The sequence below is a fragment of the Vibrio sp. T20 genome, from assembly GCF_007858795.1.
Lineage (GTDB): Bacteria > Pseudomonadota > Gammaproteobacteria > Enterobacterales > Vibrionaceae > Vibrio > Vibrio satsumensis.
Genome location: NZ_VFEB01000091.1, coordinates 174,559 through 197,225 on the forward strand (window position 1 = coordinate 174,559; position 22,667 = coordinate 197,225).

The following is a 22,667-nucleotide window of genomic DNA, read 5'->3' on the forward strand; positions in this document are numbered from 1 at the left end:
TAGTTGGCTTCACTGCCCGCTGGTGTCTTATTATTAGCATCGAGCTAAATCTGTGATTGAATCACGGGGGAGGTTTAGCTGGATGTGGGGGAAATGGGCATCAGTTTGGCTATGACGGGTGGGCTTGGTTAAAGAAGCCAAGTCTCACCCACTTTTTTCTTACTCACTCAATACTTACCAATTCCTACAGTTACTGCTGACCCAAAAATTTCTTATAATGATAAGCAGTAAAACTTAAAATTTGATCGATCGAGGACAAGCTAGATGGCGAGTGTCACGTTAAAAAACGTTTATAAATCATATGGTGATGTACAGATTTCTAAGGACGTAACCTTAGACATCAACGAAGGTGAATTCGTAGTATTCGTAGGACCATCAGGTTGTGGTAAATCGACGCTATTACGTTGTATCGCAGGTCTAGAAGACATTACGTCTGGTGATTTGTACATTGGCGACCAGCGCATGAATGACGTTGAACCGTCAAAGCGTGGTGTGGGTATGGTATTCCAATCATACGCGCTTTACCCTCACCTTAACCTATACGACAACATGTCTTTCGGTCTGAAGCTAGCAAACGCAAATAAAGCTGAGATCGACAAACGCGTTGAACATGCTGCAGAAATCCTTCAGCTTGGTCACCTTCTTGAGCGCCAACCTAAAGCGCTTTCTGGTGGTCAGCGTCAACGTGTTGCGATTGGTCGTACTCTGGTTTCTCAACCAAACGTATTCCTACTTGATGAGCCTCTATCAAACCTAGATGCTGCACTACGTGTTCAAATGCGTTCGCAAATCACCAAGCTACAGCGTCAACTGGGTTGTACCATGATCTACGTTACCCACGACCAAGTGGAAGCGATGACAATGGCGGATAAGATCGTTGTTCTTGATGGTGGTTATGTATCTCAAGTCGGTAAGCCGCTTGACCTTTACCACTACCCTCAAAACCGTTTCGTTGCTGGCTTTATTGGTTCACCGAAGATGAACTTCATGTCGGTACACATTGAGCAAGCTGAAGCAGAGCGCGTATTGGTACAGCTTTCTAACGGTATGACTTTCTGGATTCCTGTTGACGGGACGACGGTTAATGCTGGCGATCGTATGTCGCTGGGTATTCGCCCTGAACACTTGATGTCTGCTGAAGCAGGTGACGCGACAATTGAAGCTGAAGTGATGATGGTTGAGAAGCTAGGTAACGAAACTCAGGTTTACCTAAACCTTGAAAGTGCCGATGCTGACGTTATCTATCGCCAGCCAGACACGTTAACAATCGAATCTGGTGACAAGTTGGCGATTGGTATTCCAGCGCACCGTTGTCACCTATTCCACAGCGATGGCCGCGCATGTCGTCGTTTGTACAAAGAGTATGGCACAGACTAATCGCTTAGCCTTTTAGGATATAACTTGCCCATATCGAATCCCTCTTACTCAGTAAGGGGGATTTTTTATGTGTTGGAGACAATTTTACTTACATTGAATCGTTCGTGAATCAACCATTTTTCTTGAGCTAGCTGCAATAAAAAAGGCCTAGCAACTGCTAGACCTTTATCTGTTAGTCAGGCAATAAACCCAACCGCTAATATCACTTCTTTCAGACAAAAGACCTGCCTAAATCAACTTAATGGATTGGCGTATCACTTGTTTTGTTGAACTGGCCAAAATGCTTTTCTAACACTTCTGGTGTTAGTTTGCCTTCCGCTTCTAGTCGCTTGAACTCAGCAACAATTGCTTTTTGCTCTTCAAGTGATGGCAGTTTCACCTCAGGCTCATCGCCCATCTCTTGAGTCATCTGCTCTAGTTCTTTTTCAAAATCGCTCATGATACTTACCTAAATATTAAACCTAACCAGATTTTACTCATTTACGCTCTATGATGCTAGAGCGATTAAGTGCAAAGCCCGAAACCAGATCAAGCTAAGGCCAGTTAGAAGAAAACAAGCCCCTAAATAAAAAGAGCTGGATTCACGATTAAATGAATCCAGCTCTTCGTCTGTGTCCCTTTCTAAGCCATGCTACAGCTTAAAGAGATTAAAGCTTAAATGAACCAACCATCTTATCTAGGCGAGAAGAAAGGTCTCGAAGCTCTTGGCTCGCCTCTGCAAGTTGCTCAGCCGTGCCCGTTGTCACTTCATTAATCGCGTTGATCTCTTCAATGTTCTGGTTGATGGTGTGAACAACGGTTGATTGCTCTTCCGTTGCCGTTGCCACTTGTGTGTTACGGTCAGTGATATCAACGATACGATCTGAAATACCCCCCAGCACGTCTACCGCTTCATCCGATGCTGATACACCTTCAAGGGTAATCACTTTACCTGCACTCATTGCCGTTACCGCATCTTTCGCATCGCTTTGTAGTTGGTTGATCATCTTCTGAATCTCTTCCGTTGAATCTGCTGTGCGACTTGCGAGGTTACGAACTTCATCAGCTACAACCGCAAAACCACGACCTTGCTCACCGGCTCGGGCTGCTTCAATCGCTGCGTTCAATGCGAGTAAGTTAGTTTGCTCTGAAATATCACGAATAACACCCAGAATAGAACCGATGTCTTGAGTTGTAGAAGCCAGTTGCTCTACTACCTGACCCGTGCTTTCAATATCTTGCGCCAAACGACTGATCGCGTCTTTTGCTTTGTTCACCACAGAACGGCCTACTTCCGTATTACCTGAAGCTTGAGTTGCCGTTTCTGCTGCGGTTGCCGCGTTCGATGCAATCTCGCTGATTGTCATACCCATTTGGTTGATTGCAGCAACTACTTGAAGCGTTTGGTCACGCTGTTCTTGGCTGTTGTCGTGAGTAATATGCGCTTTATTAGAAACACTCTCTGCTGCCACTTGAAGCGCCTGGCTTGTCGAACACACCTCTTTCATCGACTCGTGAATCTTTTCAATGAATCCGTTGAAGCCCTTTGAAAGCTGTGCAATTTCATCGTTGCCTTTCACTTCGATACGCTGTGCTAGATCGCCATCACCTTCGCCAAGGTCACCGAAACGCTTAGCCAATAGCTTAATCGGCTGGGTGATGCTATTTGCTAGCACTACGCCCATTAGGATAAAGACTAACGCCACAACCGCAGTCATGATCAGCATCTTTTGCGCTGTCTCATCTAGCTCTGCAAATACTTCATTAGTTGGAACAACACCAATAACAAACCAGTCCATTGAGGACACATACAAGCTCGCTACAAACAGCTCTTGGCCTTGGCTTTCAGTAGTAATTAGGTTAAAGCCTGACTTGTTCAGTAACTGGCTTGCTTGAGGGCCGTAAAGTTGTTGAAGTGAAGAATCGCTGCGTGAGCGTTCACGGTGAATTTGAACATCACCTTGGCTATCGGTTAAGAATACGAAGCCTGTATTTTCAATCTTAAAACCATTGAGTAGGTTAACCATGTCATCCATCGACTTTGATAGACCTGACATCGCCAAACCAGAAGGCTGTTGGTAGTTAGCAAACATCTTCACTTCGCCATTAGCTTCTTGGAACATGCTCACCATGGTTGGCTGACCAGATTGAGTAAAGCCAAAGAACCAACCATCTTGTTGTTGGTTTAGCTGACGCAAGAATCCGTTTTGGTTCCAGTAATATGCAGTTTGACGGTTCGCCACTGAGGCATCATTCAACTGATATTGGTTGCGAACATTGTTCAGCTGTTTAACCAGTTTATTTTCTAGTGCCGGATCGCGATCCGTCGATTGGATAGCATCAGAAATAAATTCATTTGAAGCAATTTGCTCCGCCGCTAGTAATAGCTGAGAGACTTCTCGGTCAATTTCACCATTGATTCGCTCCAGCATTCCTGGAAGTTCAATATCGATCAATCGATGACTTAGTACATCTCTTGCTTGCTGTTGCGCCATCGCGCCGACAATAACTGTTGATGCAAGAACCGCGAAGGTAATTCCAAGTACAACTTTTTGCTTGATACTCAGAGAGTTAGTTTTAAACATATTGGGACCTTTAAAAAGAATAGCTCGTTATCGGTATACCCTGAACAGGACTTTTTAGTGCACGCCAACAGCAATGCACAATCTGAGTGATGTATCGGCCACAACCAATAAAACTAGAGACTTTTCTCTCAAAAAATTGCAAATATGATGTAACAACTAAATTATTTAACCTTGGAGTATCATCCATCAGGAAATATGATTATTTAGCTTTATTCAAATTCATTATGCGTGACGCCATATTTACCTAGCTAACCCTTCCAGAATGAATGTATTTAGCTTGTCTTGATTGATGATATCAATACGGCGATAACCTATTTCAATCATGCCTTCCTTCGCTAGCAACTGGAGCGAACGGCTCAGTGTCTGACGGGTACATCGAGATAGATGGGCAAGTTTGTCTTGGGTATACAAGATTGGATTTAACTCATTAGGAGCCCCATTCAAACGGCTTACCAATAGAAGTAATTTAGCTACGCGATAGTCATTTTTGAGAAGCACAGATTCTGTCGTCCACTCCATCAAGAGCCGGAATCGAAAACTGATTTCTCGAATCGCAATCTTATAAAGTTGAGGGTTACGGTCAGCGATAGCTCTCATTTTTTTGACCGGAATGGCGACGACAATCGCATCAGATGAAGAGTAAAAATTGAGATTCGTCGGTTGGTCTTCAAAACACCCTATCCATGTCAGCCAACTGCTCGGACCTAGCATGGCAATGCACGCCTCATCGCCACTTTCACTGTAACTCATCAGTTCAATGTGTCCCTTAACGACAAGTCGCATGGTATCGACAGCGGTATAGGCGGAATTGAGCAATGTTGGAACCTTATAGGTTTCTATTTTTGCGGCTCCAACTATTTCCTCAATAGCCTTCGGGTCTAACTGATTTAGCGTGGGATCATTTCTTAACACCGTCTCCAGCATCGAATGTTGTTCTTCACTACTCATCGTAGGCACGAAACTAGAATGTAAGATTTTACACATTGTTCTCAACTCGCTCCTGATAGCTTGTTAATTAATTGTTACAGAAAAATTAACAATTAATCAAATATAAGTATTAGGAAACACCACAAGGTCGTGAAAAGAGGATTAAAAAATGCAAATGCCATGCGTAAATACATTGAGTCGTTGGCTCTTTAAAGGCTCTGTAGCAACAGTTTTAATTACCTGCGCTAGCTGGAGTTCTGTCTCAGCAGCCAATGATAAATTTGAAGGGATCCCAGGAGAAAGAACGTGCTTCTTCCGTTATGGTCCCGTCTCTGCTGACCCGTATATCAACGTTGCCTACCCCGATGCAGCAGTTAAGTATTGGGGATCAGCTTTTACTGTACCTGATGGTGCCAAGCTCAGGTTAGAAGGGCAATTCCCACATTCTCGCTACATGTCGTTCATTAGCTATGATGACCGTGGAAGGCCGGTGCAATCTTTACCCGACTATATGATAAAACCCAGCCACAGCAGCGTGAACCCTTTCAGAGAAGGCAGCCAGCGCGACAGCGTTCTTAGAAGCTATCAAGTCAATATTCTCGACTCTCAACCAAAAACTGATTACACCGCAGGCCAAATACGTGACGGTGCTGAAATGGATGAACTGCACACGCCGAAATCTTCAGCTAATCAGCAAGTGATCATTTACCGTATCTACGCAAAAGACGAAAACAGTGATGGCACAGGGAATACAGCATTACCTCAGCCAGTCGTCACTCTAGCCTCAGGAAAGGAACTTCGCGGGCAAGAAGCGTGTGATTCTCTGCAAAGTACACAACCGTTAAAAGCTCAATTAAATGCATTGGGGATCCCTGTAGAGAAATATCGAGAACTGGTGTCACAACCCAACAAGCCAGCAGGCTTCCCCGCGACCAACCCATCGACTTGGCACATTCAACTCGACCGAGAAAGCTTGTTAGGTATTTACACTGGGAAAGTCAATCCTGAAGCTCGCCGTAGCACGGGTGGCTTCTACCCCAATCTTGATAACAATTACATTAGAACCGTCGTCAATCGCAAACATGGCCCTGTATTTGTCCTCAGAGCGAAAGCACCTGTGACGCCAAAAACTTTCCATGGCGTTAAAAAGATGACCAAAGGTGACCTTCGTTATTGGTCGGTCTGCTCGAATAAAGGCTTCGCTGTAACCAAAGTCAACGACTGCCTTTACGATGAAGCTATTCCGGTGGACAAAGACGGGTATTACACTGTCGCCGTGAGTCGCGCCGCCGACAGGCCACGTAACGCTTTTGCCCAATGTGGTGTAGGTTGGTTACCAATGGCAGACGATGGTGATGGCATTATTGATGAAGATGCATCGATTGTTCAAATCCGTCACATGCTCGCAGCGCCGGAGTTTAGCCACGCCATCCAAAACATCCAGCAAGACAAAGATATCGCCCCGGTGATGGGGGAATACTACCCAAGAACTTTCTACACGACGACCAACAACTTCGAGCTGATGATCCCTTGCTCGGGATAGTCCTTTCCAGCTGAATAACCAATTAATAAAACTATGAAATGGCAGGTTCCCCGCCTGCCATCTATGACCGAATACCATCTATTTTCTGAGGTTGCCATGCTACTTAAACTACTATCATTGTTGTCGCTCATGTCTTTTCTTATACCGGCACAAGCAGCGCAAACAGAAGAACTCAAACCAGAACTAAAACCAGAGCAAGGACAAGAACAAATAGAAGACCTAGACGATCCTACCGCGCTGAGCTCGTTTCTGGGAATACGAACAGGGACCAACGGATATGGTGCCATCGCGCAATTTGGATTCAACAGCCCCGACAGTGTATTGGGTCACAACAGCTTCATTCAATTTAAAGACGATTTTGAAACCGTACATCTACGCCATTTTTCTATCTATAAACAAAGTGGAACAGGGTTGTTTGTCGATATGCAGCGCAACAACGCCAATGCGATTCCCGTTAACCGAGCTTCTGTTGGCGCCATCCAGATAATCCCTATCTCAGATAACCTTAGGATCAACCCAGCCCTTTTATACGGCGAAACCTGGACAGACGATAAGAAAGCTCAAAAAACACTATTTCCAGATACGTCGATCGTGACCTTGTATACCTTTATTCGCTGGCAAGTCGCCGACAACTGGTTCGTCAATTTGGTACCTCAATATACCTACAGCGTAAATGGACGAAAGATTCGCTTGTTTGAACTCGTCACCCAAGTTGGCCACAACATTACTAAGGAAACGAGCATGGCGATAAATACCGATGAAGACGACAACTTTTGGTTAACACTAAAGCACGCCTTTTAAGTCTGACTATGGTAAAACCGTTGGGCTTAACTGTACTTTGGCTAAACACTTGTAAATCATTCCATTTTTGGAAAAATAAATTACGTAGATGTACTGGAACTTTTTCCTATTAATAAGTGACCAATACTCAAAATAAGAATCAAATGGCCCCCAGAGAGTCCAAAAATGCATAAAAATAACTTCGAAATCCTTCAAAACTACCTAGAGTCTCAAATCATTGGTCAGCAAGAGCTCGTAAAACAATTGATGATCGCCTTACTGGCAGATGGTCATATCCTTGTTGAAGGGCCTCCGGGGTTGGCAAAAACCCGCGCAGTAAAGTCGCTGGCTGACTGTGTCGAGGGAGATTTTCACCGTATTCAATTTACCCCTGACCTATTGCCTGCCGACCTAACTGGTACCGATATTTTCCGTCCAGAAACCGGAGAGTTCACTTTCCAATCGGGCCCGATTTTTAACTCGCTTATTCTAGCGGATGAGATCAACCGTGCTCCGGCGAAAGTGCAAGCCGCAATGCTAGAAGCTATGGCTGAGAAGCAGGTGACCGCTGGTCGAAAAACCTATGCTCTGCCTGATCTTTTTTTGGTGATGGCAACGCAAAACCCGATTGAGCAAGAAGGCACTTACCCGCTGCCGGAAGCTCAATTAGACCGTTTCTTGCTGCATTTAGAAGTGGCTTATCCAGACATGGAAAGTGAGCTGGAGATCTTGCGCCTAAACAGAGGCGAAGCGCAAGGCAATCAACCTGTTCAACCAGAGCCTATTTCTCAACAAACTATCTTCGAAGCTCGCCAAGAAGTGCTCAGCATTCACATGGCAGACACCATTGAGCAGTACATAATCAGACTGGTAATGGCGACTCGCCAACCTAAACAATACAGCGACCAACTTGATCAATGGTTAGACATGGGTGTTAGCCCGCGTGCAACCATCGCGTTAGACCGTTGTGCCCGCGCTCACGCTTGGCTTGCTGGCCGCGACTATGTTACTCCACAAGATGTTCAAGCGATGGCATTCCCTGTATTGCGCCACCGCCTGCTTCGTAGCTACCACGCACAAGCTGAAGGGGTCACTGCAAACCAAGTGATCGCACACCTTATATCACTGGTTGGTAGCGCATAGGGATAAGCGCATGAATAATCAATTACCCAACCATAGTGACGGTGTCACGTTAAATCTAGACGAACTGCTGCAATACAAAGCGCAGTCTGTTCGCTGGTTGCCTCCAGCCAAGAGCCTGTGGTCGCAACTAAACGGTCAACACGAGAGCAATCGTAAAGGTCGCGGGATGAATTTCTCTGAGGTTCGTCAATATCAGGCGGGCGACGACATCCGCAGCATTGATTGGCGCGTCACGGCGAGAACAGGCAAGGCGCATACCAAACTGTTTTCTGAAGAAAGAGAACAGCCTGTGATTTTGTTCTTAGATCTGTCGAGCAGTATGATTTTCGGCTCAACCTTGTTACTTAAATCGGTTCAACTCGCGCACTTTGCCAGCCAACTTTGCTGGTTAACCGTCGCTCAAAAAGACCGTATTGGCGCAGTGATAGATACTGGCCAAGAGATCATTGAGATTAAACCCAGTGCTAGCAACCATGCTCCGCTACGTATTTTACAAAAAGTCATAGGAATCAATAACGCAGCGCTGACCAACCCAGGCAATAACAGCGACACAACCTTCGAGCATGGGCTGAAATCTCTTCACCAGCTTTGCCCGAAAGGAAGCGATATCATTATGCTCAGTGATTTCGTCCGTTATAACGAAAGTAATTACTCACTTATCAATCAAATACGTCGACATAATCGAGTTCGCTTGGTTCATTTTTACGATCCATTAGAACAAGGTGTTACTGCATTCAAAGGTTCAAAACAGATCACCGATGGCAATAAAACCCAATGGTTTAATTTCTCCTCCAATAAAGAGAAGCAAAAACTCAACCACGCTTTTTCACTAAAGAAGCAGCAGCTACAACAGTTGGGCTTATCTCTCGCGATACCCTATAGCTCGCTGTCGAGTGCACAACCATTGATGAGTCAGATATCAGGATCTCAGTCATGAAGCAGCCCTTAGATTTAAGCCCGGCTATTGCGCCAGACGCACCGACATGGTGGCCTCTAGCATGGGGTTGGTGGGCCGTAATTATCACAGCCATTATCCTTATTGCCTTGGTGTTTTTTATTCTCAAACGCAGAAAAAGCAATCAACAGGCGAAGCAAGAAGCGCTGTCTTACTTCTGTAATAGTCAGTCCTCAAATCGCTTATCTCCGAGCGAAGCACAACGCATCCTTCGTCAGGCAGCATTGAGCTATTTCCCACGTGAGAAAGTAGCAGGCCTAGCGGGTGATGATTGGTTGAAGTTCTTAGACGCACAACTAAAAAAGCCGTTGTTTGTAGAAAAGCAATCCCAGTGGCAACAGTCGCTTTATCAAGATCCAACTTCAATGAATGACGATCAGCGCAAGCTTCAGCAGCAATTGGTTGATGACTGCGAAACATGGCTTCGTAAAGCCCTTCCTCCAAAGCGAGGTAACCATGACTGATCTTTTAAACACGAGCATTCTAAATATTGAATTCGTTTGGTGGTGGATGTTTTTTCTCGCACCACTGCCGTTTCTCGTTTACTTGTTCTCTCCTAAGGCAGAATCGAACAATGCCCTAAGGCTTCCATTTCTGCCCGAGGACAGCAATACCAAAACGCCGAGCAGTCGCTTACCCAAGGCCTTGTCGGTCATCATCTGGCTTTTATTGGTAACGGCCATGGCACGCCCAGTTTGGTACGGTGAACCGGTTGAGTTTCAGCCGAAACACCGTGATTTGATGTTGGTTGTCGACCTCTCCTACTCGATGAGCCAAGAAGACATGCAATTCAATGGCGAATACATCGATCGCTTATCTGCGGTGAAACATGTATTGAGTGACTTTATTGAACGCCGCAAAGGCGACCGAGTCGGATTGGTGCTATTTGCTGATCACGCCTACTTGCAGACGCCACTGACGTTAGATAGAGACACGCTTTCACAACAGCTCAATCAAGCGGTGTTAAAGCTTATCGGTACTCAAACTGCGATCGGTGATGGTATCGGCCTTGCCACCAAAACCTTCGTCGACAGCGATGCCCCTCAGCGTGTAATGATTCTACTCAGTGACGGCAGCAATACCGCGGGCGTATTAGATCCACTTGAAGCCGCGGATATTGCTAAGAAATACAACGCGACGATTTACACCGTAGGTGTCGGTGCGGGTGAAATGATGGTCAAAGAGTTCTTCATGACTCGTAAGGTCAATACCGCTCAAGACTTGGATGAGCGTACTCTAATGGAAATCGCCAAACGCACTGGTGGTCAGTACTTCCGAGCGCGTGACAGCAAAGAGCTGGCAACGATTTACGACACCATCAACCAATTAGAACCCGTGACGAACGCCACTAAGATCTGGCGACCACAACAAGAGTGGTTTGTCTGGCCACTGTCGGCGGCAATGTTCTTCGCATTTATGCTGTTAGCCATTAGGAGAAACAATGTCTAACTTTACTTTTATCTACCCATATTGGTTCTTAGCGCTTGCCATGCTGCCCGCAATTTGGTGGCTCAGCAAGAGACAATCTAAACAAGAATTACTGGCCTCTCATATCGCTCGCTACTTGGCACCAGAATCAAGCAAGCCATCGAAAAACCGTAGTACTTACTTTGGTATTTGGTGGATAGTCGGTGTCATCGCACTAGCCGGTCCCAGCTTTGAAAACAATGAACAGCCAAGCTTTGAAAAAACACAGGCGCGAGTTGTGATCATGGATATGTCGATGTCTATGTATGCCACTGACATTAAACCAAACCGTTTAACACAGGCGCGATACAAGGCTCTGGATCTGCTTTCGTTATGGAAAGAAGGCCTAACTGGAATGGTGGCATACGCCGGAGATGCTTACACCATTAGTCCTTTGACGTCAGACATCAATACCATCAAGAACCTCGTACCCAACCTATCACCAGATATCATGCCCTTCCAAGGCGGCAATGCAGCATCGGCAGTTAAGCTTGCGATTGAGATGATGACTCGCGCTCATATCTACCAAGGCGATCTGGTACTGATTGCTGATGATATTGATGGTCAAGAGAAGAAAGATATCGACTCGCTACTCTCTGGTAGTAATTGGACGTTGTCAGTCTTGGCTGTAGGCACGGAAAGCGGCGCGCCGATCTCGTTACCTACAGGTTCGATGTTACAAACCGACGCAGGACAAACCGTGGTTGCGAAAACCAACGTAGACAATATGCGCGACCTGACTCGTCGCTCTGGAGGCACATTCACTGAGGTACAATTTGATAACTCAGACGTTGAACACATCGCAAGTTATCTCGACCGAATTGCTACAACATCAGAAGTGACTAAAACCGATAACTCGCTCAATACCAGAGTGAACAATGGTTTCTGGTTATTGCCATTTTTGTTACTTCCTGTCCTTGGGCTATTTCGAAAAGGGGTTATTTGGTGTGGCCTAGCTGTGCTTGTATCGTTCAGCCAGCCGAATACTGCGTTTGCGAATCCTTGGAAAACCGATGATCAGGTGGGTTATCAATTATATCAAGATGAGAACTTCCAGCAGGCAGCTGAACAATTCAAACAACAAGAGTGGAAAGGCATCTCACAATACAAAGCGGGTGACTTCGAAGCTGCAGAACAAACACTACAAGGTTTGACTGACGAAAATGCTCGCTACAACCTCGCCAATGCACAAGCAAAGCAAGGCAAGTACGACCAAGCAATTGAAGAGTATCAACGTATTCTCGAAAGCAACCCTGAACATACTTATGCTAAGAAGAACTTAGAGGTCGTCGAACAAGCCCAGAAGCAACAGCAACAGCAACAGCAACAGCAACAGCAAGGCGATTCTGAATCCAAAGACCAGAAAGACCAAAAACAGCAAGGTCAGCAAGGTCAGCAAGGTCAGCAAGGTCAGCAAGGTCAGCAAGGTCAGCAAGGTCAGCAAAATGATTCTTCGCAAAGCTCGCAGGATCAACAACAAAGCTCTGCTGACAATGGCAAGTCGCAAAGTCAAAGCGGCAGCCAAGATCAAAGTGAAAACCAAGATCAGAATACTGACCAAAGCCAAGCTGATAACCGCTCTGATTCCAAGATGGATGAAGAAAACGACAAGCAAGCTGTGCAACAAAACAAAGCGGATCAAGCAGGTAGGCCGTCACAGGACAAAGATGACTCTGCATCTCAGACTGCTCAAGAGGCTGCTAAGGAAGACAGTGATAACAACACTCAACAAGCTGCAGCACAAGTATCAGGTCAACCTATGTCGAGCGATCCTGATATGCGAAAGCTTGAGCAAGTCGAGAGTGCACGAGACCCAAGCCAGCTGCTTAAAGCGCAAATGATTTTACAAGCACGACAAAAAAGTGCTCCTAACAACCAGAACAAAAAGTGGTAACCATGCGATTTCTTAACAAGCCATTTTTATCCATACTCCTAACGCTGGCGTTAGGAGCTTTCTCGTCCTTTTCTGCATTGGCGGCTACTGCCGTAGCGAGCGTTTCACAAAACAGTGTCACCAAAGACCAAGTATTTCTACTTAGAGTCGCGACTGATGAAAAGGTCTCTTCTGATGCTTTAGATCTAAAGGCGCTCCAACAGGACTTCTATGTTGGCACACCAAGTTTTGGGTCGTCGATGCGAATCGTCAATGGCAGCCGTTCGGTGTCAAGTGAATGGAACGTCAGCCTTGCGCCACTGCGTTTGGGGAAGGTTCAGATTCCTAGCTTCGATATTGAAGGGGCAAAAACCAAGCCAATCACCATCAATGTTGCCGTTAATAAAGCTGCACCTACTCAACATGATATGGCTGAGTTCCAGCTTAATCTGAGTAAAGACTCGCTGTACCCACAAGAAGTCGCTGAGCTGGATGTAAAACTGATAATTAAAGCTGACCCAAGAAGACTGCAAGATCCTAAAATAGCGCCACCGAGCTCGCAGAGCTTAGATGTGGAACCTATTGGTGAATCGAAGCAATTTCAAGATGTCCTCAATGGACAAGAAGTCACAGTTGTTCAGCAATCTTTCCATATATCGTCACAGCAAGCAGGACAATTTCAGCTTCAAGGGCCAAAGTTAACCGGTGCTGTTGTTTACTCAACCAACAACTCCAGCACAACGCGTCTGTTCCAACTGAACACGCCTGTTGAAACCTTAGATGTCACAGTGAATCCAGTACCAAAAGGCTACCAAGGTGAGTGGTTACCAACATCAAACTTTAAGCTGATACAACAATGGTCAGACAGCCAAGGTAATGAACTGACGGATGGCAATGCTTTAGGTGGCGACAAGCAGAAGATTGAAATGGAAGCGGGTGATTCTCTAACTCGAACCATTACTATGACAGCCAGTAACTTGACCCAACATCAGTTACCAAAACTGAACATCACCTACCCTAAAACGGTGCGTGTTTATGAAGAAAAACCGCAATTTGGCACCACCCAATCCGGTGATGCTGTCGTTGTCTATAAGCAGGTACTAATCCCTAAGGAATCAGGAAGCATCTCTCTTCCTGATGTTTCTCAAGCTTGGTTTAACACAGACTCACAATCACAAGAAACCAGTAAAGCGCTTGGGCTAGAGTTAGCGGTAAAAGCAAGTGACCGTGCGACGTCTAGCACACCACCGGTTACAGCACCACCAGCCCAACAAGTAAGCCCAACGGTTGTGACTGTTGATAGTCCGGGGTTCTGGCCTTATCTCGCCGCGCTATTCGCAGCCTTGTGGTTGATTAGCTCAGTGATGACTTTCTACTTCTGGTCACGCCGCGATGTAACGACAAAACCAACACACACTGTTGAACGTCAATCAGATACAGCAGAAGCGCTTATTGAAGCTCTAAAAACGAAAGATGGTGTGATGACAAGAACCTTGTTTGAACAGTGGAAAGCTGAAAACCCAGATTTGAGCGATGAGACGTTAGACGTCGTTGAAGCCGAGCTAAGTAAGCTAAACCAGAGTCTCTATGGTGAAGCTAGCTCGACAAAACCATCATGGGCTCCTTCTAAAGTAATCAAAGCGGTTAAGAAGCCAAAGCGAGTTTCTAGCAAAACGCGTAAAAGCTCACTAGAAACGCTTTAATTAACTAGCAAAACTCTAAAATAACAAAGCCGTGACGACCACCTTGTGAGCATCACGGCTTCATTCGTTCTAAGATAGGAAGAAAAAGTACTGTGCTAAGAAATTGAAACCGCGACCTTTTTTCGCTTCAATGCTGAAACGATTCTATTTCGCCCTGAGTCTTTGGCTTGATACAGGGCTTTATCTGCCTTGCCATAAAGCAGGTCAAAATCGAACTGGTGCTGATCAGAGGTTATCGACGCATAACCGACAGACGCGGTTAAATATGGGCTAGTGCTACTTTCACAATGGAGGATCTTCGCCTCTTCAATACATTTCCTGATCGACTCTGCTCGCAGCTTAGTCTCAGAGTGATTGGTGCCGATCATCAACAACATAAACTCTTCTCCGCCTATACGGCAGAACGTTTCCTTATCGCTATGAACATGAGCATTAAGTATCTTACCTATGGTCCGCAGTGCCGCGTCCCCTTCAGTATGGCCATAGACGCTGTTGTACAAACCGAAGTGATCAAGGTCGACAAGAATCAGTCCAAACGTGACTTCATCCTCTGTGGCAAATGCCCCTTGATCATCACAATTGAGATCATCTAAAACCTGAGACAACATACGACGGTTTCCAAGACGCGTCAGCGGGTCTAGTTTAGAAATGATATCCAATTGCTCATTAGCCAACTCTAGCTCTTGAGTGCGTTTGCTGACCTCTTGTTCAAGCGTTTCATTGAGCTTTTTGAGCTCCTCTTGAGCCATGGTTCTTTGCAATACCTCAGCAAGGCTAGAGGCAAATATACGAATCACTTCGCGCAATTGAGAAGTTAAAGGGCTGCGTGTTAGCAAGTTATCAGCGGCAATAAACGCAATCGGCTCACCCGTATTAGTGGTGAGCATCGTCATTGCGGTCCAACCGACTCCGACAATATTGAAATCGTGATAAATAGGGACCGACTCTTCAAATGCAACTTGGTTAGGACAAGCACGAGCCGCAGCGACAATGTCACGTTCCACTAGCTCAGAGCGATAATAGGATTCATCAACAATGTCACCTTTAATATCTGTACCCCATGTACCTTGCATGTAGCTACAGTTCTTATCGGTAAGAAAAACCGCCAATCGGTCAATACCTAAGTGCTGAATAGCAAAACTTACTGCAGACTTACACACCTCACTGACACTATCGCAGCGAGACAACTCAACCATGCTCGAGTGCAGCATACGTATGTTCTGTTCTTGGCGTTTACGAATGTAGATTTGAGAAAGCAGAGAGCCGAACGATTCAAGCATCTGCTTTTGGTAATTGGTAATTGGCGAACGGTGAATGTAGTTGTCCATGGCGATCCAGCCGACAGGTTTATCCCCTTCTCGTAAGATCAACATACCATTCCAACCCTGTCCAACCACTTTGCCTTCAGTGTATAGAGGCGCTTGTTCAATAATAACCAAGTTGGTGTGGCTGTCAGACAGAGCCTCTATATACTCCGCTTCAAGCTGATGTAAGTCGTATTGAGTATGATGCTCGCTATTAGTTTTTCCCAGTTCATCAGTGCCGTAAGTTCCACTAAAACACCGCTTTTTCATATCAAGCAACATAAAGATCGCACGATCAAAGCCTAAGCGGTCACGTACAGCTTCTACTGACGCTTTATAGAGTACGTCTAAAGATTCTGGATTCGATAGCTCTAACGCTACCTGATGTACTAACTTCATGTTCTCGACAAACAATTCGCGAAGCTTAATTTCATCTAGGTACTGCGCCTCTCGGGTATCCCGATGCTTAATCTCGATAGCAGCGTTCTTTTCTGCACGAACGCATTGCCAGCGGGCTGCGGCGAGTTGGAGAACATCAAGATCTTGATCGAAAGTTTGGTTTATCTGTTCAGCACTGCAATTTTGAACAATTAAATAAGTTCTGCAGGCAGGCGCGTTGTCGAGCATCATGATGAATGACTCTCCACCGAGCACCTTCATATGCTCCCACTTACAAGTATTGATAGCCATAGGCAACATCCCGTCCGCGGTATCGAACTGGGCAACCCAAGGCCAAAATGTGGAAGGATAACTCGATAATGAGGTTAATTCGCCGTAAGAGAACAGCGCTAACGAATCGCTCTCCGGCGTCGGCTCCGCAAATATTCCAATCCCTTGAGGAGCGAGTACCTTAACCAGATAGTCAAAAAGAGATTCAGCCAATAAACGATGGTCGCGCGCAGCAGATATTTGTTTTGCAAAGGCTTTAACAGGCACAGCTTCCGTCCATTGGCTATTGAGAATGAAGCAAAAATACCGAAGCATTGATATGCAATCAATGTAACTAAAAATGAGATGTTAAGCGGGTCGCAATTTCACTTTTAACATTATCACAAGCATGAGAAGAACGACAAAAATGGGATTTTCTGCCCAAAATTTCATCGACATTGTGACTTTTTTAAGAACATAAAAAAGCCCCACATTAGAGTGGGGCAAAACTTCCATCGCTTATAGTTATAGTGATAATTCTGTAAGTAAAATCGATTATCTAACCTGCGTTTCAGTGAGCGCGCTGGTTTGCTAAAAGGACAAAAACAGCACTTAAATAATCAATTAACCAAAGTCACCATTTACGTAACCTTTAGTGCGATCATCTTTTGGCTCGCTGAAGATAACACTCGTTTCGTTGTGCTCGACTAGCTCTCCCATTAGGAAGAAAGCAGTACGGTCTGAAATACGACGCGCTTGCTGCATTGAGTGCGTTACGATAACGATAGTGAAGTCTTTCTTCAGGTCTTCCATCAACTCTTCAATCTTGTGTGTCGCGATTGGGTCTAGAGCCGATGTAGGTTCATCCATCAGGATTACATCCGGTTCCATTGCAATTGTACGAGCGATACATAGACGCTGTTGCTGACCACCAGATAAGCCAAATGCGTGTGCTTTAAGACGATCTTTTACTTCATCCCAAAGTGCTGCACTGCGCAGTGAGCTTTCTACTACTTCATCAATGTGCTTCTTGTCTTTGATGCCTTGAGCACGTAAGCCATAAGCTACGTTCTCGTAGATGCTCATTGGGAATGGGTTTGGCTTTTGGAATACCATGCCTACACGAATACGTAGGTCAGCCACATCAATATTGCCGTAGATGTTTGTGCCATCCATATCCAGCTTACCTTTAATAGTAACGCCTTCAATTAGGTCATTCATACGGTTCAAGCAACGTAGTAGCGTTGACTTACCACAACCTGATGGGCCAATCAGTGCCGTAACCTGACGAGTTGGAATTGGCAGATTGATAGATTTAAGCGCTTGATTGTCGCCGTAAAACAGATCTAGGTTCTCAATATCAAATTTGTTCATGTTCGTAATCTCTAAATTCTTAAATTCGTGTCTAACTTGACGCTTTCTTTATCACGGGGGCTCTCTTTATTATTGAGCCGGCTAATGAGCTTAGTAAGTTGCCGTGTTGAAGCGTCTCGCAATCAGTTTTGTAACCATGTTGATCAAGAGAACCAATACGATTAGGACTGTCGCCGTGCCGTAGGCTTGGTTCCACTCATCGATAGTAAATAGCTCTGTTGTCAGCTTATATAGGTGAACCGTTAGTGTACGGCCAGAATCGAATACCGACTCAGGAACACGTGCCACCATACCTGCTGTTAAAAATACAGGTGCTGATTCGCCAATTACACGACCAATACTCAGAATGACCGAAGTTAAGATACCTGGCATTGCGCTTGGTAAGATCAAGCGCCAGATAGTGTAGATTTTTGAAGCGCCAAGGCCGTATGAGCCTTCACGATAAGTTTGTGGTACTGCCATCAATGCTTCTTCTGTAGTACGAATAATTACAGGAAGAATCAGGATACTTAGCGTTAATGCACCCGACAAAATCGAGAAGCCGAGACCCAGAATCGAAACAAAGAAGGTCATACCGAACAGACCAAAGATAATCGATGGGATACCCGCTAGCGACTCAGTACAGAATCGAATCACTTTCACCAATCGACTACCTACTTTCGCATATTCAGTTAGGTATATCGCCGTCATGATGCCTAGTGGTGCGGCTACCGCAATCGATGCAATTACCATGTAGATCGTGGCGATGATCATTGGGAAAATACCACGCTCTTCACCAGTACGAGTGTAATCGTCAGTGATGAAGTTCCAATCTACGTATTGCAGACCGTTCGATAAGATGTACCAAATAATCCAGAATAAGAAACCAACGGTTACAGCCGCAGCTGCCCAGATAAAACCTTTTAGGATGTTATCTTTGGTTTGACGTGCTTGTTTTAGTTTTACGCGATCCATATTACTTATCCTCGCCTACTTCGCTTTTTCACGGTTAAGATAAAGTAGAGCACCATTTAACATCATGATGAACACTAGAAGTACAACGCCTGTTGCGTACAGCGCGTTAGCGTGAACGCCACTTGCGTAAGACATTTCAATTGCAATGTTTGCTGTTAGCGTACGAGCAGAATCCAAAATACCTTCTGGCATTGCTGGCGCATTACCCATAACCATGATGATTGCCATCGTTTCGCCAAGTGCGCGACCGATACCCAAAATCACACCAGTCATAATGCCTGAACGTGCAGCAGGAACGAGTAGCTTAAAAATCGTGTAGATTTTCGAAGCACCCAGTGCAAGTGAACCTTCTTTGTATGTACGAGGTACAGCACGAATCGAAGTTTCAGAAACCGTGATAACGGTAGGAAGAATCATGATCCCCAGAACAATGATACCCGCCAGGATAGTATTACCGGCTGGTACTTGGAAAATGTTCTGAATCATTGGAACGATAATTACTAGACCGAAGAAGCCGTAAACTACCGACGGGATACCCGCTAGAAGCTCAACTGCTGGTCGAATAATATCTGCAAGACGCTTGGGAGCAATCTCAGCAATAAAAATAGCGGTTAATACACCTACCGGTACACCAACAACTACAGCGCCAAGTGTCGAAACAATCGATGCAACAATCATGGTTGCAACACCGAATAGAGCTGGAGGTAACCAATCAACACCCAGAACGATGCCAGAAACACCGGCCTCTTGGAATGCAGGAATACTCTCTGCAACGATAAAGTAAGCGATAACGGCTAGCGATACGATGCCGATCACAGCACTCGATAAGAACAAGCCGTGGAAGATTCTTTCTCTCCAGTCGATGCGCTTCTTAGCACGCAGACTTGGCTTATTGATTTGAGTCGCTTCAGTATTCATAAGCTTTTCACTATTTGCGATGGTCATATATAAAATCTCAAACTTTGTGGCTCAAAAAGAGCTCGAAATAAACAAAGTTGAAAGAAAAGGCTCAGCCTAAAGCAGGCTGAGCAATAATTAAGATTGAGTCAGTTAAGATTAGTTAACTGTGATGTAGCCTTTCTTACCAGCGATAGCTTGAGCTTCGTCTGCAACCATCCAGTCTAGGAATTGTTGAGTTTCAGCTGTTGGAGCGCCTGCTTTGTAAAGAACTAGGAAAGGACGAGCAACTTTGTAAGAGCCGTTCTTAACGTTATCAACTGATGCTTCTGCGCCGTCGATAGTTAGAGCTTGAACTGTGTTGTCTACAGTACCAAGAGAGATAAAGCCGATAGCGTATGGGTTGCTTGCTACAGAAACTTTAAGTGCGCCGTTACCGTTTGCAACTTGTGCACGCTGAGAGATAGCCGATACTTTCTTATCGCCGATCTTCTTCTTAAGCTTCATGATGTCTTCGAATGCACCACGTGTACCAGATGCAGTATCACGAGTGATTGCTACGATTGGCTTGTCTGCACCACCAACATCTTTCCAGTTAGTGATGTCGCCTTTGTAGATTGAAGTGATTTGCTCAGCTGTAAGAGCAGATACTTCGTTATTTGGGTTAACAACAACTGCGATACCGTCACGAGCGATAACGAGCTCTTTCAGGTCAGCTGTTTTCTCTTCTTCTTTAAGGTCACGAGAAGAGATACCAAGATCAGCACTTCCATTTTTTGCTGCTTTGATGCCTGCAGAAGAACCTGGTGCTTGAATTTCGATGAACACTGGTTCGCCTTTATTCATGTAGGTTTCTGCAAAAACTTCAACCAGTGGAGAAGCACTGTTAGAGCCAACTACAGAGATAGTTTCTTTAGCTGAAGCTGTATTCACTGTTAGAGCGCCTAGTAGTGCGATTGCACCGATAACTGTCTTTTTCATCACAAATTTCCTTTAGTGGCGTTATTGCCGTAATGTTGTTTTGCTTGAACGGTGCCCACTTTAGAATCTGAATGTGACAGTTGTGTTTCACTTAATTGAAGCCTATATGACAACTACAATTTATTTTCTTATTCCCCCCTACCAAATAGCCTTGAAGTAATCAATTGGCCTCACTCATAGGCACCGAATATTCATTCCAACCTATTTAAGCCAAACCACTCAATATCTCGCCATCCCTTTTATTACCTAATACCACACAAGGTTCTGTGTCAAATAACCCTACCTTAAAAATGGCTAAAGCCTTGTTTGTGCAATAAATATTCAAAATTTATCAAATATCCATCTCATATATCAAAATCGAATCTATTACTGATTGAATTGTCATTCTCAGAAGTTAGAATCACCTGCTAATTACAATAATAACAATTGCTTCTGCTCATTTATTTATTCAAAGAGGGACATTACATGCGCCAACTTCTCAGTGGCTTATCAATCAAAATACAAATTCTCATTCCAGTACTCTTTTCTGTCGTATTACTTTTGACGGGTGTCATTATCGGTGGTGACAAACTGGAAAATGCTTTTAAAGATGTATCAACAGCAACAGACCAATTAATCTTACATAAAGAAGAACTCAGTGAAATCGTCGACAACAGCTACGGCATGCGTATCAAAGCGATCTACAGCTTGTTTAATCCTGACGACGTTAAAACACTGGTCGAAACGCTAAATCAAAAACGCGACCAAAATACTCGCCTACTGAATTCACTTGATACCGTACCAGGCATGCAAGATGAAGTAGCCGCAATGCGCAAAGCGATGAATCACTACGTCGACTTTTCTCGCACCACTATGCTTCCTCTATTAAGAGCTAAACACGGCAACACAGTTCTCACTTCTGACTTTGACAACCGCTACCAGATCGCAATCGACCAATACCGTCACGCGGGTAATGAAATGGTGCAAGCGATCAACATTCTGTCTAAGAAGCTGAACCTGCTTGCGACTCAAGAAGTCGACATCAATGGACAGCAACACACCAGCACACTGGATACGGCGACCATTGCCCTGCTAGCGATTCTTTCTATCGCATTAGTCATCAGTTGGACGCTTGCTGGCATCATTGTTAAGCCAATCAGCAATATTCAAGCAACCATGCGCGAAGTAGCAAAAGGTAACCTGCTGGTTAAAGCCGAAGAGTATGGCGACAACGAAATCTCGCGCCTTGCGCAAGATGTAAACAAATCCGTTGACCAATTGCGCGACACGGTAAGTTCGCTGTCTCGAATAAGTATCGAAGTGGCTTCTGCGTCGACAGAGTTAGCGGCTGTAATGACACAATCAAGCGTTAACTCAGATCAAGAGAAGCAAGAAGTGGAGCAAGTTGCTTCCGCCGTGAACCAACTTGAGAGTACAGCAGCACACGTCAACGAGAACGCAGTACAAGCCGATTCAGCGTCTAAGCAAGCTGACGAGATGGCGACACACAGCATGAGCTTGTTTAATGAGAGCAACCAAGCAAACGAGCAAATGGCGATTCAGCTGAGTGAAGCAGCAAACGTTGTAGGCACGCTAAAAGAGCACTCAGAGCAGATTGGTAAGGTGATTGAAGTAATTCAAAGCATCTCTGAACAAACGAACCTTCTTGCGCTTAATGCAGCAATTGAAGCGGCTCGTGCTGGTGAAAGTGGCCGTGGTTTCGCAGTTGTAGCCGATGAAGTTCGAATGCTGGCGGCACGAACCCAAGATTCAACCAAAGAGATCCAAGCGATCATCGAAGGCTTGCAGGTTCAATCAGGCAACGCTAATGAGAGCATGAGCAGTTCACTGTCGATGTTAGAGCACAACCAAACGCTCTCGGGCGAGGTAAGTGCAGCCCTTTCAGGTATTGCTAACTCAGTAACCGACATGACTGAAATCAACACCCAGGTTGCCTCTGCTGCAGAAGAGCAAAGCCAAGTCACTGCAGACATTAACCGTAATATCTCAAACATCTACAGCCTAGTAAGCCAAAACGTAACCGGCATTACCCAAGCGGCAGCAGCAAGCCACGAGCTATCTAACCTAGCTGAACAACAGAAGCAGCAGTTGGATTACTTTAAGGTGTAGGGTTTAATGTACGAAGTTCAAGGCAACAGATTCAAGCTGTATGCTCTTTAGAACTTGCCTATAAACAA

Annotated in this window: 18 protein-coding genes; 10 read left to right on the forward strand and 8 right to left on the reverse strand. The window is 45.1% G+C overall.

What is annotated here, in order from left to right; genetic code table 11:
- Positions 1-264 precede the first annotated feature (264 nt).
- On the forward strand, positions 265-1,377 hold the full coding sequence (gene malK / locus FTW16_RS10415) for a maltose/maltodextrin ABC transporter ATP-binding protein MalK (RefSeq protein ID WP_108082432.1): 1,113 nt from the start codon (positions 265-267) through the stop codon (positions 1,375-1,377).
- A gap of 238 nt (positions 1,378-1,615) precedes the next feature.
- On the opposite strand, the gene FTW16_RS10420 is transcribed toward malK, so the two are convergent.
- From FTW16_RS10420 to FTW16_RS10430, 3 genes are all read right to left on the reverse strand, one after another.
- The gene (locus FTW16_RS10420; RefSeq protein WP_017065689.1) at positions 1,616-1,816 is read right to left on the reverse strand and encodes a hypothetical protein; all 201 of its coding nucleotides are present in this window, start codon (positions 1,814-1,816) and stop codon (positions 1,616-1,618) included.
- A gap of 208 nt (positions 1,817-2,024) precedes the next feature.
- The gene (locus FTW16_RS10425) at positions 2,025-3,941 is read right to left on the reverse strand and encodes a methyl-accepting chemotaxis protein (protein ID WP_146490986.1); all 1,917 of its coding nucleotides are present in this window, start codon (positions 3,939-3,941) and stop codon (positions 2,025-2,027) included.
- A gap of 240 nt (positions 3,942-4,181) precedes the next feature.
- Complete coding sequence (locus tag FTW16_RS10430; RefSeq protein WP_261383437.1) at positions 4,182-4,889, reverse strand: Crp/Fnr family transcriptional regulator; 708 nt, start codon at positions 4,887-4,889, stop codon at positions 4,182-4,184.
- Positions 4,890-5,037: 148 nt separating this feature from the next.
- Between FTW16_RS10430 and FTW16_RS10435 the strand changes: the two genes are divergently transcribed.
- The 8 genes from FTW16_RS10435 to FTW16_RS10470 all read left to right on the forward strand — a co-directional run bounded on the left by FTW16_RS10435 (position 5,038) and on the right by FTW16_RS10470 (position 14,332).
- Complete coding sequence (locus FTW16_RS10435) at positions 5,038-6,411, forward strand: hypothetical protein (protein WP_146490988.1); 1,374 nt, start codon at positions 5,038-5,040, stop codon at positions 6,409-6,411.
- 129 nt (positions 6,412-6,540) lie between these two features.
- Positions 6,541-7,212, forward strand: a complete 672-nt coding sequence (locus FTW16_RS10440; protein ID WP_261383438.1) for a hypothetical protein — start codon at positions 6,541-6,543, stop codon at positions 7,210-7,212.
- A gap of 165 nt (positions 7,213-7,377) precedes the next feature.
- Positions 7,378-8,334: an AAA family ATPase gene (locus FTW16_RS10445; protein ID WP_146490989.1), complete on the forward strand. Its 957-nt coding sequence runs from the start codon at positions 7,378-7,380 to the stop codon at positions 8,332-8,334.
- Between the two features lie 10 nt (positions 8,335-8,344).
- Entirely contained in the window at positions 8,345-9,271 is a 927-nt protein-coding gene (locus FTW16_RS10450; RefSeq protein WP_146490990.1) for a DUF58 domain-containing protein, read from the forward strand.
- Positions 9,268-9,753 (forward strand): DUF4381 domain-containing protein, encoded by a 486-nt coding sequence (locus FTW16_RS10455; RefSeq protein WP_146490991.1) that lies wholly within the window; start codon positions 9,268-9,270, stop codon positions 9,751-9,753. The genes FTW16_RS10450 and FTW16_RS10455 overlap by 4 nt, the downstream gene beginning before the upstream one ends.
- Positions 9,746-10,738 carry a vWA domain-containing protein gene (locus FTW16_RS10460; RefSeq protein ID WP_146490992.1) on the forward strand — a complete coding sequence of 331 codons (993 nt, stop codon included), beginning with the start codon at positions 9,746-9,748 and terminating at the stop codon, positions 10,736-10,738. Before FTW16_RS10455 ends, FTW16_RS10460 begins: the two co-directional genes overlap by 8 nt.
- The gene (locus tag FTW16_RS10465; RefSeq protein ID WP_146490993.1) at positions 10,731-12,650 is read left to right on the forward strand and encodes a vWA domain-containing protein; all 1,920 of its coding nucleotides are present in this window, start codon (positions 10,731-10,733) and stop codon (positions 12,648-12,650) included. Before FTW16_RS10460 ends, FTW16_RS10465 begins: the two co-directional genes overlap by 8 nt.
- 2 nt (positions 12,651-12,652) lie before the next feature.
- Positions 12,653-14,332: a BatD family protein gene (locus tag FTW16_RS10470; RefSeq protein WP_146490994.1), complete on the forward strand. Its 1,680-nt coding sequence runs from the start codon at positions 12,653-12,655 to the stop codon at positions 14,330-14,332.
- Positions 14,333-14,427: 95 nt separating this feature from the next.
- Here the strand turns inward: FTW16_RS10470 and FTW16_RS10475 are convergent, their stop codons facing one another.
- The 5 genes from FTW16_RS10475 to FTW16_RS10495 form a co-directional block, all read right to left on the reverse strand.
- Positions 14,428-16,572: a GGDEF domain-containing protein gene (locus FTW16_RS10475; protein ID WP_146490995.1), complete on the reverse strand. Its 2,145-nt coding sequence runs from the start codon at positions 16,570-16,572 to the stop codon at positions 14,428-14,430.
- Between the two features lie 336 nt (positions 16,573-16,908).
- The gene (gene pstB, locus FTW16_RS10480; RefSeq protein ID WP_004732036.1) at positions 16,909-17,658 is read right to left on the reverse strand and encodes a phosphate ABC transporter ATP-binding protein PstB; all 750 of its coding nucleotides are present in this window, start codon (positions 17,656-17,658) and stop codon (positions 16,909-16,911) included.
- A gap of 90 nt (positions 17,659-17,748) precedes the next feature.
- Positions 17,749-18,612: a phosphate ABC transporter permease PstA gene (pstA, locus tag FTW16_RS10485; RefSeq protein WP_017064256.1), complete on the reverse strand. Its 864-nt coding sequence runs from the start codon at positions 18,610-18,612 to the stop codon at positions 17,749-17,751.
- A gap of 15 nt (positions 18,613-18,627) precedes the next feature.
- Positions 18,628-19,557 carry a phosphate ABC transporter permease subunit PstC gene (gene pstC / locus FTW16_RS10490; RefSeq protein WP_019822958.1) on the reverse strand — a complete coding sequence of 310 codons (930 nt, stop codon included), beginning with the start codon at positions 19,555-19,557 and terminating at the stop codon, positions 18,628-18,630.
- Between the two features lie 111 nt (positions 19,558-19,668).
- Positions 19,669-20,490, reverse strand: a complete 822-nt coding sequence (locus FTW16_RS10495; RefSeq protein ID WP_017108956.1) for a phosphate ABC transporter substrate-binding protein — start codon at positions 20,488-20,490, stop codon at positions 19,669-19,671.
- Positions 20,491-20,955: 465 nt separating this feature from the next.
- Between FTW16_RS10495 and FTW16_RS10500 the strand changes: the two genes are divergently transcribed.
- Positions 20,956-22,599: a methyl-accepting chemotaxis protein gene (locus FTW16_RS10500; RefSeq protein WP_146490996.1), complete on the forward strand. Its 1,644-nt coding sequence runs from the start codon at positions 20,956-20,958 to the stop codon at positions 22,597-22,599.
- The last annotated feature ends 68 nt before the right edge of the window (positions 22,600-22,667 follow it).

What these genes read in the sequence shown, in the direction of transcription:
- pstA (WP_017064256.1), bottom strand. Translation starts at nt 18,612, where the DNA reads ATGGATCGCGTAAAACTAAAACAAGCACGTCAAACCAAAGATAACATC.
- FTW16_RS10460 (WP_146490992.1), top strand. Translation starts at nt 9,746, where the DNA reads ATGACTGATCTTTTAAACACGAGCATTCTAAATATTGAATTCGTTTGG.
- pstC (WP_019822958.1), bottom strand. Translation starts at nt 19,557, where the DNA reads ATGACCATCGCAAATAGTGAAAAGCTTATGAATACTGAAGCGACTCAA.
- pstB (WP_004732036.1), bottom strand. Translation starts at nt 17,658, where the DNA reads ATGAACAAATTTGATATTGAGAACCTAGATCTGTTTTACGGCGACAAT.
- FTW16_RS10440 (WP_261383438.1), top strand. Translation starts at nt 6,541, where the DNA reads ATGTCTTTTCTTATACCGGCACAAGCAGCGCAAACAGAAGAACTCAAA.
- FTW16_RS10420 (WP_017065689.1), bottom strand. Translation starts at nt 1,816, where the DNA reads ATGAGCGATTTTGAAAAAGAACTAGAGCAGATGACTCAAGAGATGGGC.
- FTW16_RS10470 (WP_146490994.1), top strand. Translation starts at nt 12,653, where the DNA reads ATGCGATTTCTTAACAAGCCATTTTTATCCATACTCCTAACGCTGGCG.
- FTW16_RS10450 (WP_146490990.1), top strand. Translation starts at nt 8,345, where the DNA reads ATGAATAATCAATTACCCAACCATAGTGACGGTGTCACGTTAAATCTA.
- FTW16_RS10465 (WP_146490993.1), top strand. Translation starts at nt 10,731, where the DNA reads ATGTCTAACTTTACTTTTATCTACCCATATTGGTTCTTAGCGCTTGCC.
- FTW16_RS10430 (WP_261383437.1), bottom strand. Translation starts at nt 4,889, where the DNA reads ATGAGTAGTGAAGAACAACATTCGATGCTGGAGACGGTGTTAAGAAAT.
- FTW16_RS10425 (WP_146490986.1), bottom strand. Translation starts at nt 3,941, where the DNA reads ATGTTTAAAACTAACTCTCTGAGTATCAAGCAAAAAGTTGTACTTGGA.
- FTW16_RS10455 (WP_146490991.1), top strand. Translation starts at nt 9,268, where the DNA reads ATGAAGCAGCCCTTAGATTTAAGCCCGGCTATTGCGCCAGACGCACCG.
- FTW16_RS10500 (WP_146490996.1), top strand. Translation starts at nt 20,956, where the DNA reads ATGCGCCAACTTCTCAGTGGCTTATCAATCAAAATACAAATTCTCATT.
- FTW16_RS10435 (WP_146490988.1), top strand. Translation starts at nt 5,038, where the DNA reads ATGCAAATGCCATGCGTAAATACATTGAGTCGTTGGCTCTTTAAAGGC.
- FTW16_RS10445 (WP_146490989.1), top strand. Translation starts at nt 7,378, where the DNA reads ATGCATAAAAATAACTTCGAAATCCTTCAAAACTACCTAGAGTCTCAA.
- malK (WP_108082432.1), top strand. Translation starts at nt 265, where the DNA reads ATGGCGAGTGTCACGTTAAAAAACGTTTATAAATCATATGGTGATGTA.
- FTW16_RS10495 (WP_017108956.1), bottom strand. Translation starts at nt 20,490, where the DNA reads ATGAAAAAGACAGTTATCGGTGCAATCGCACTACTAGGCGCTCTAACA.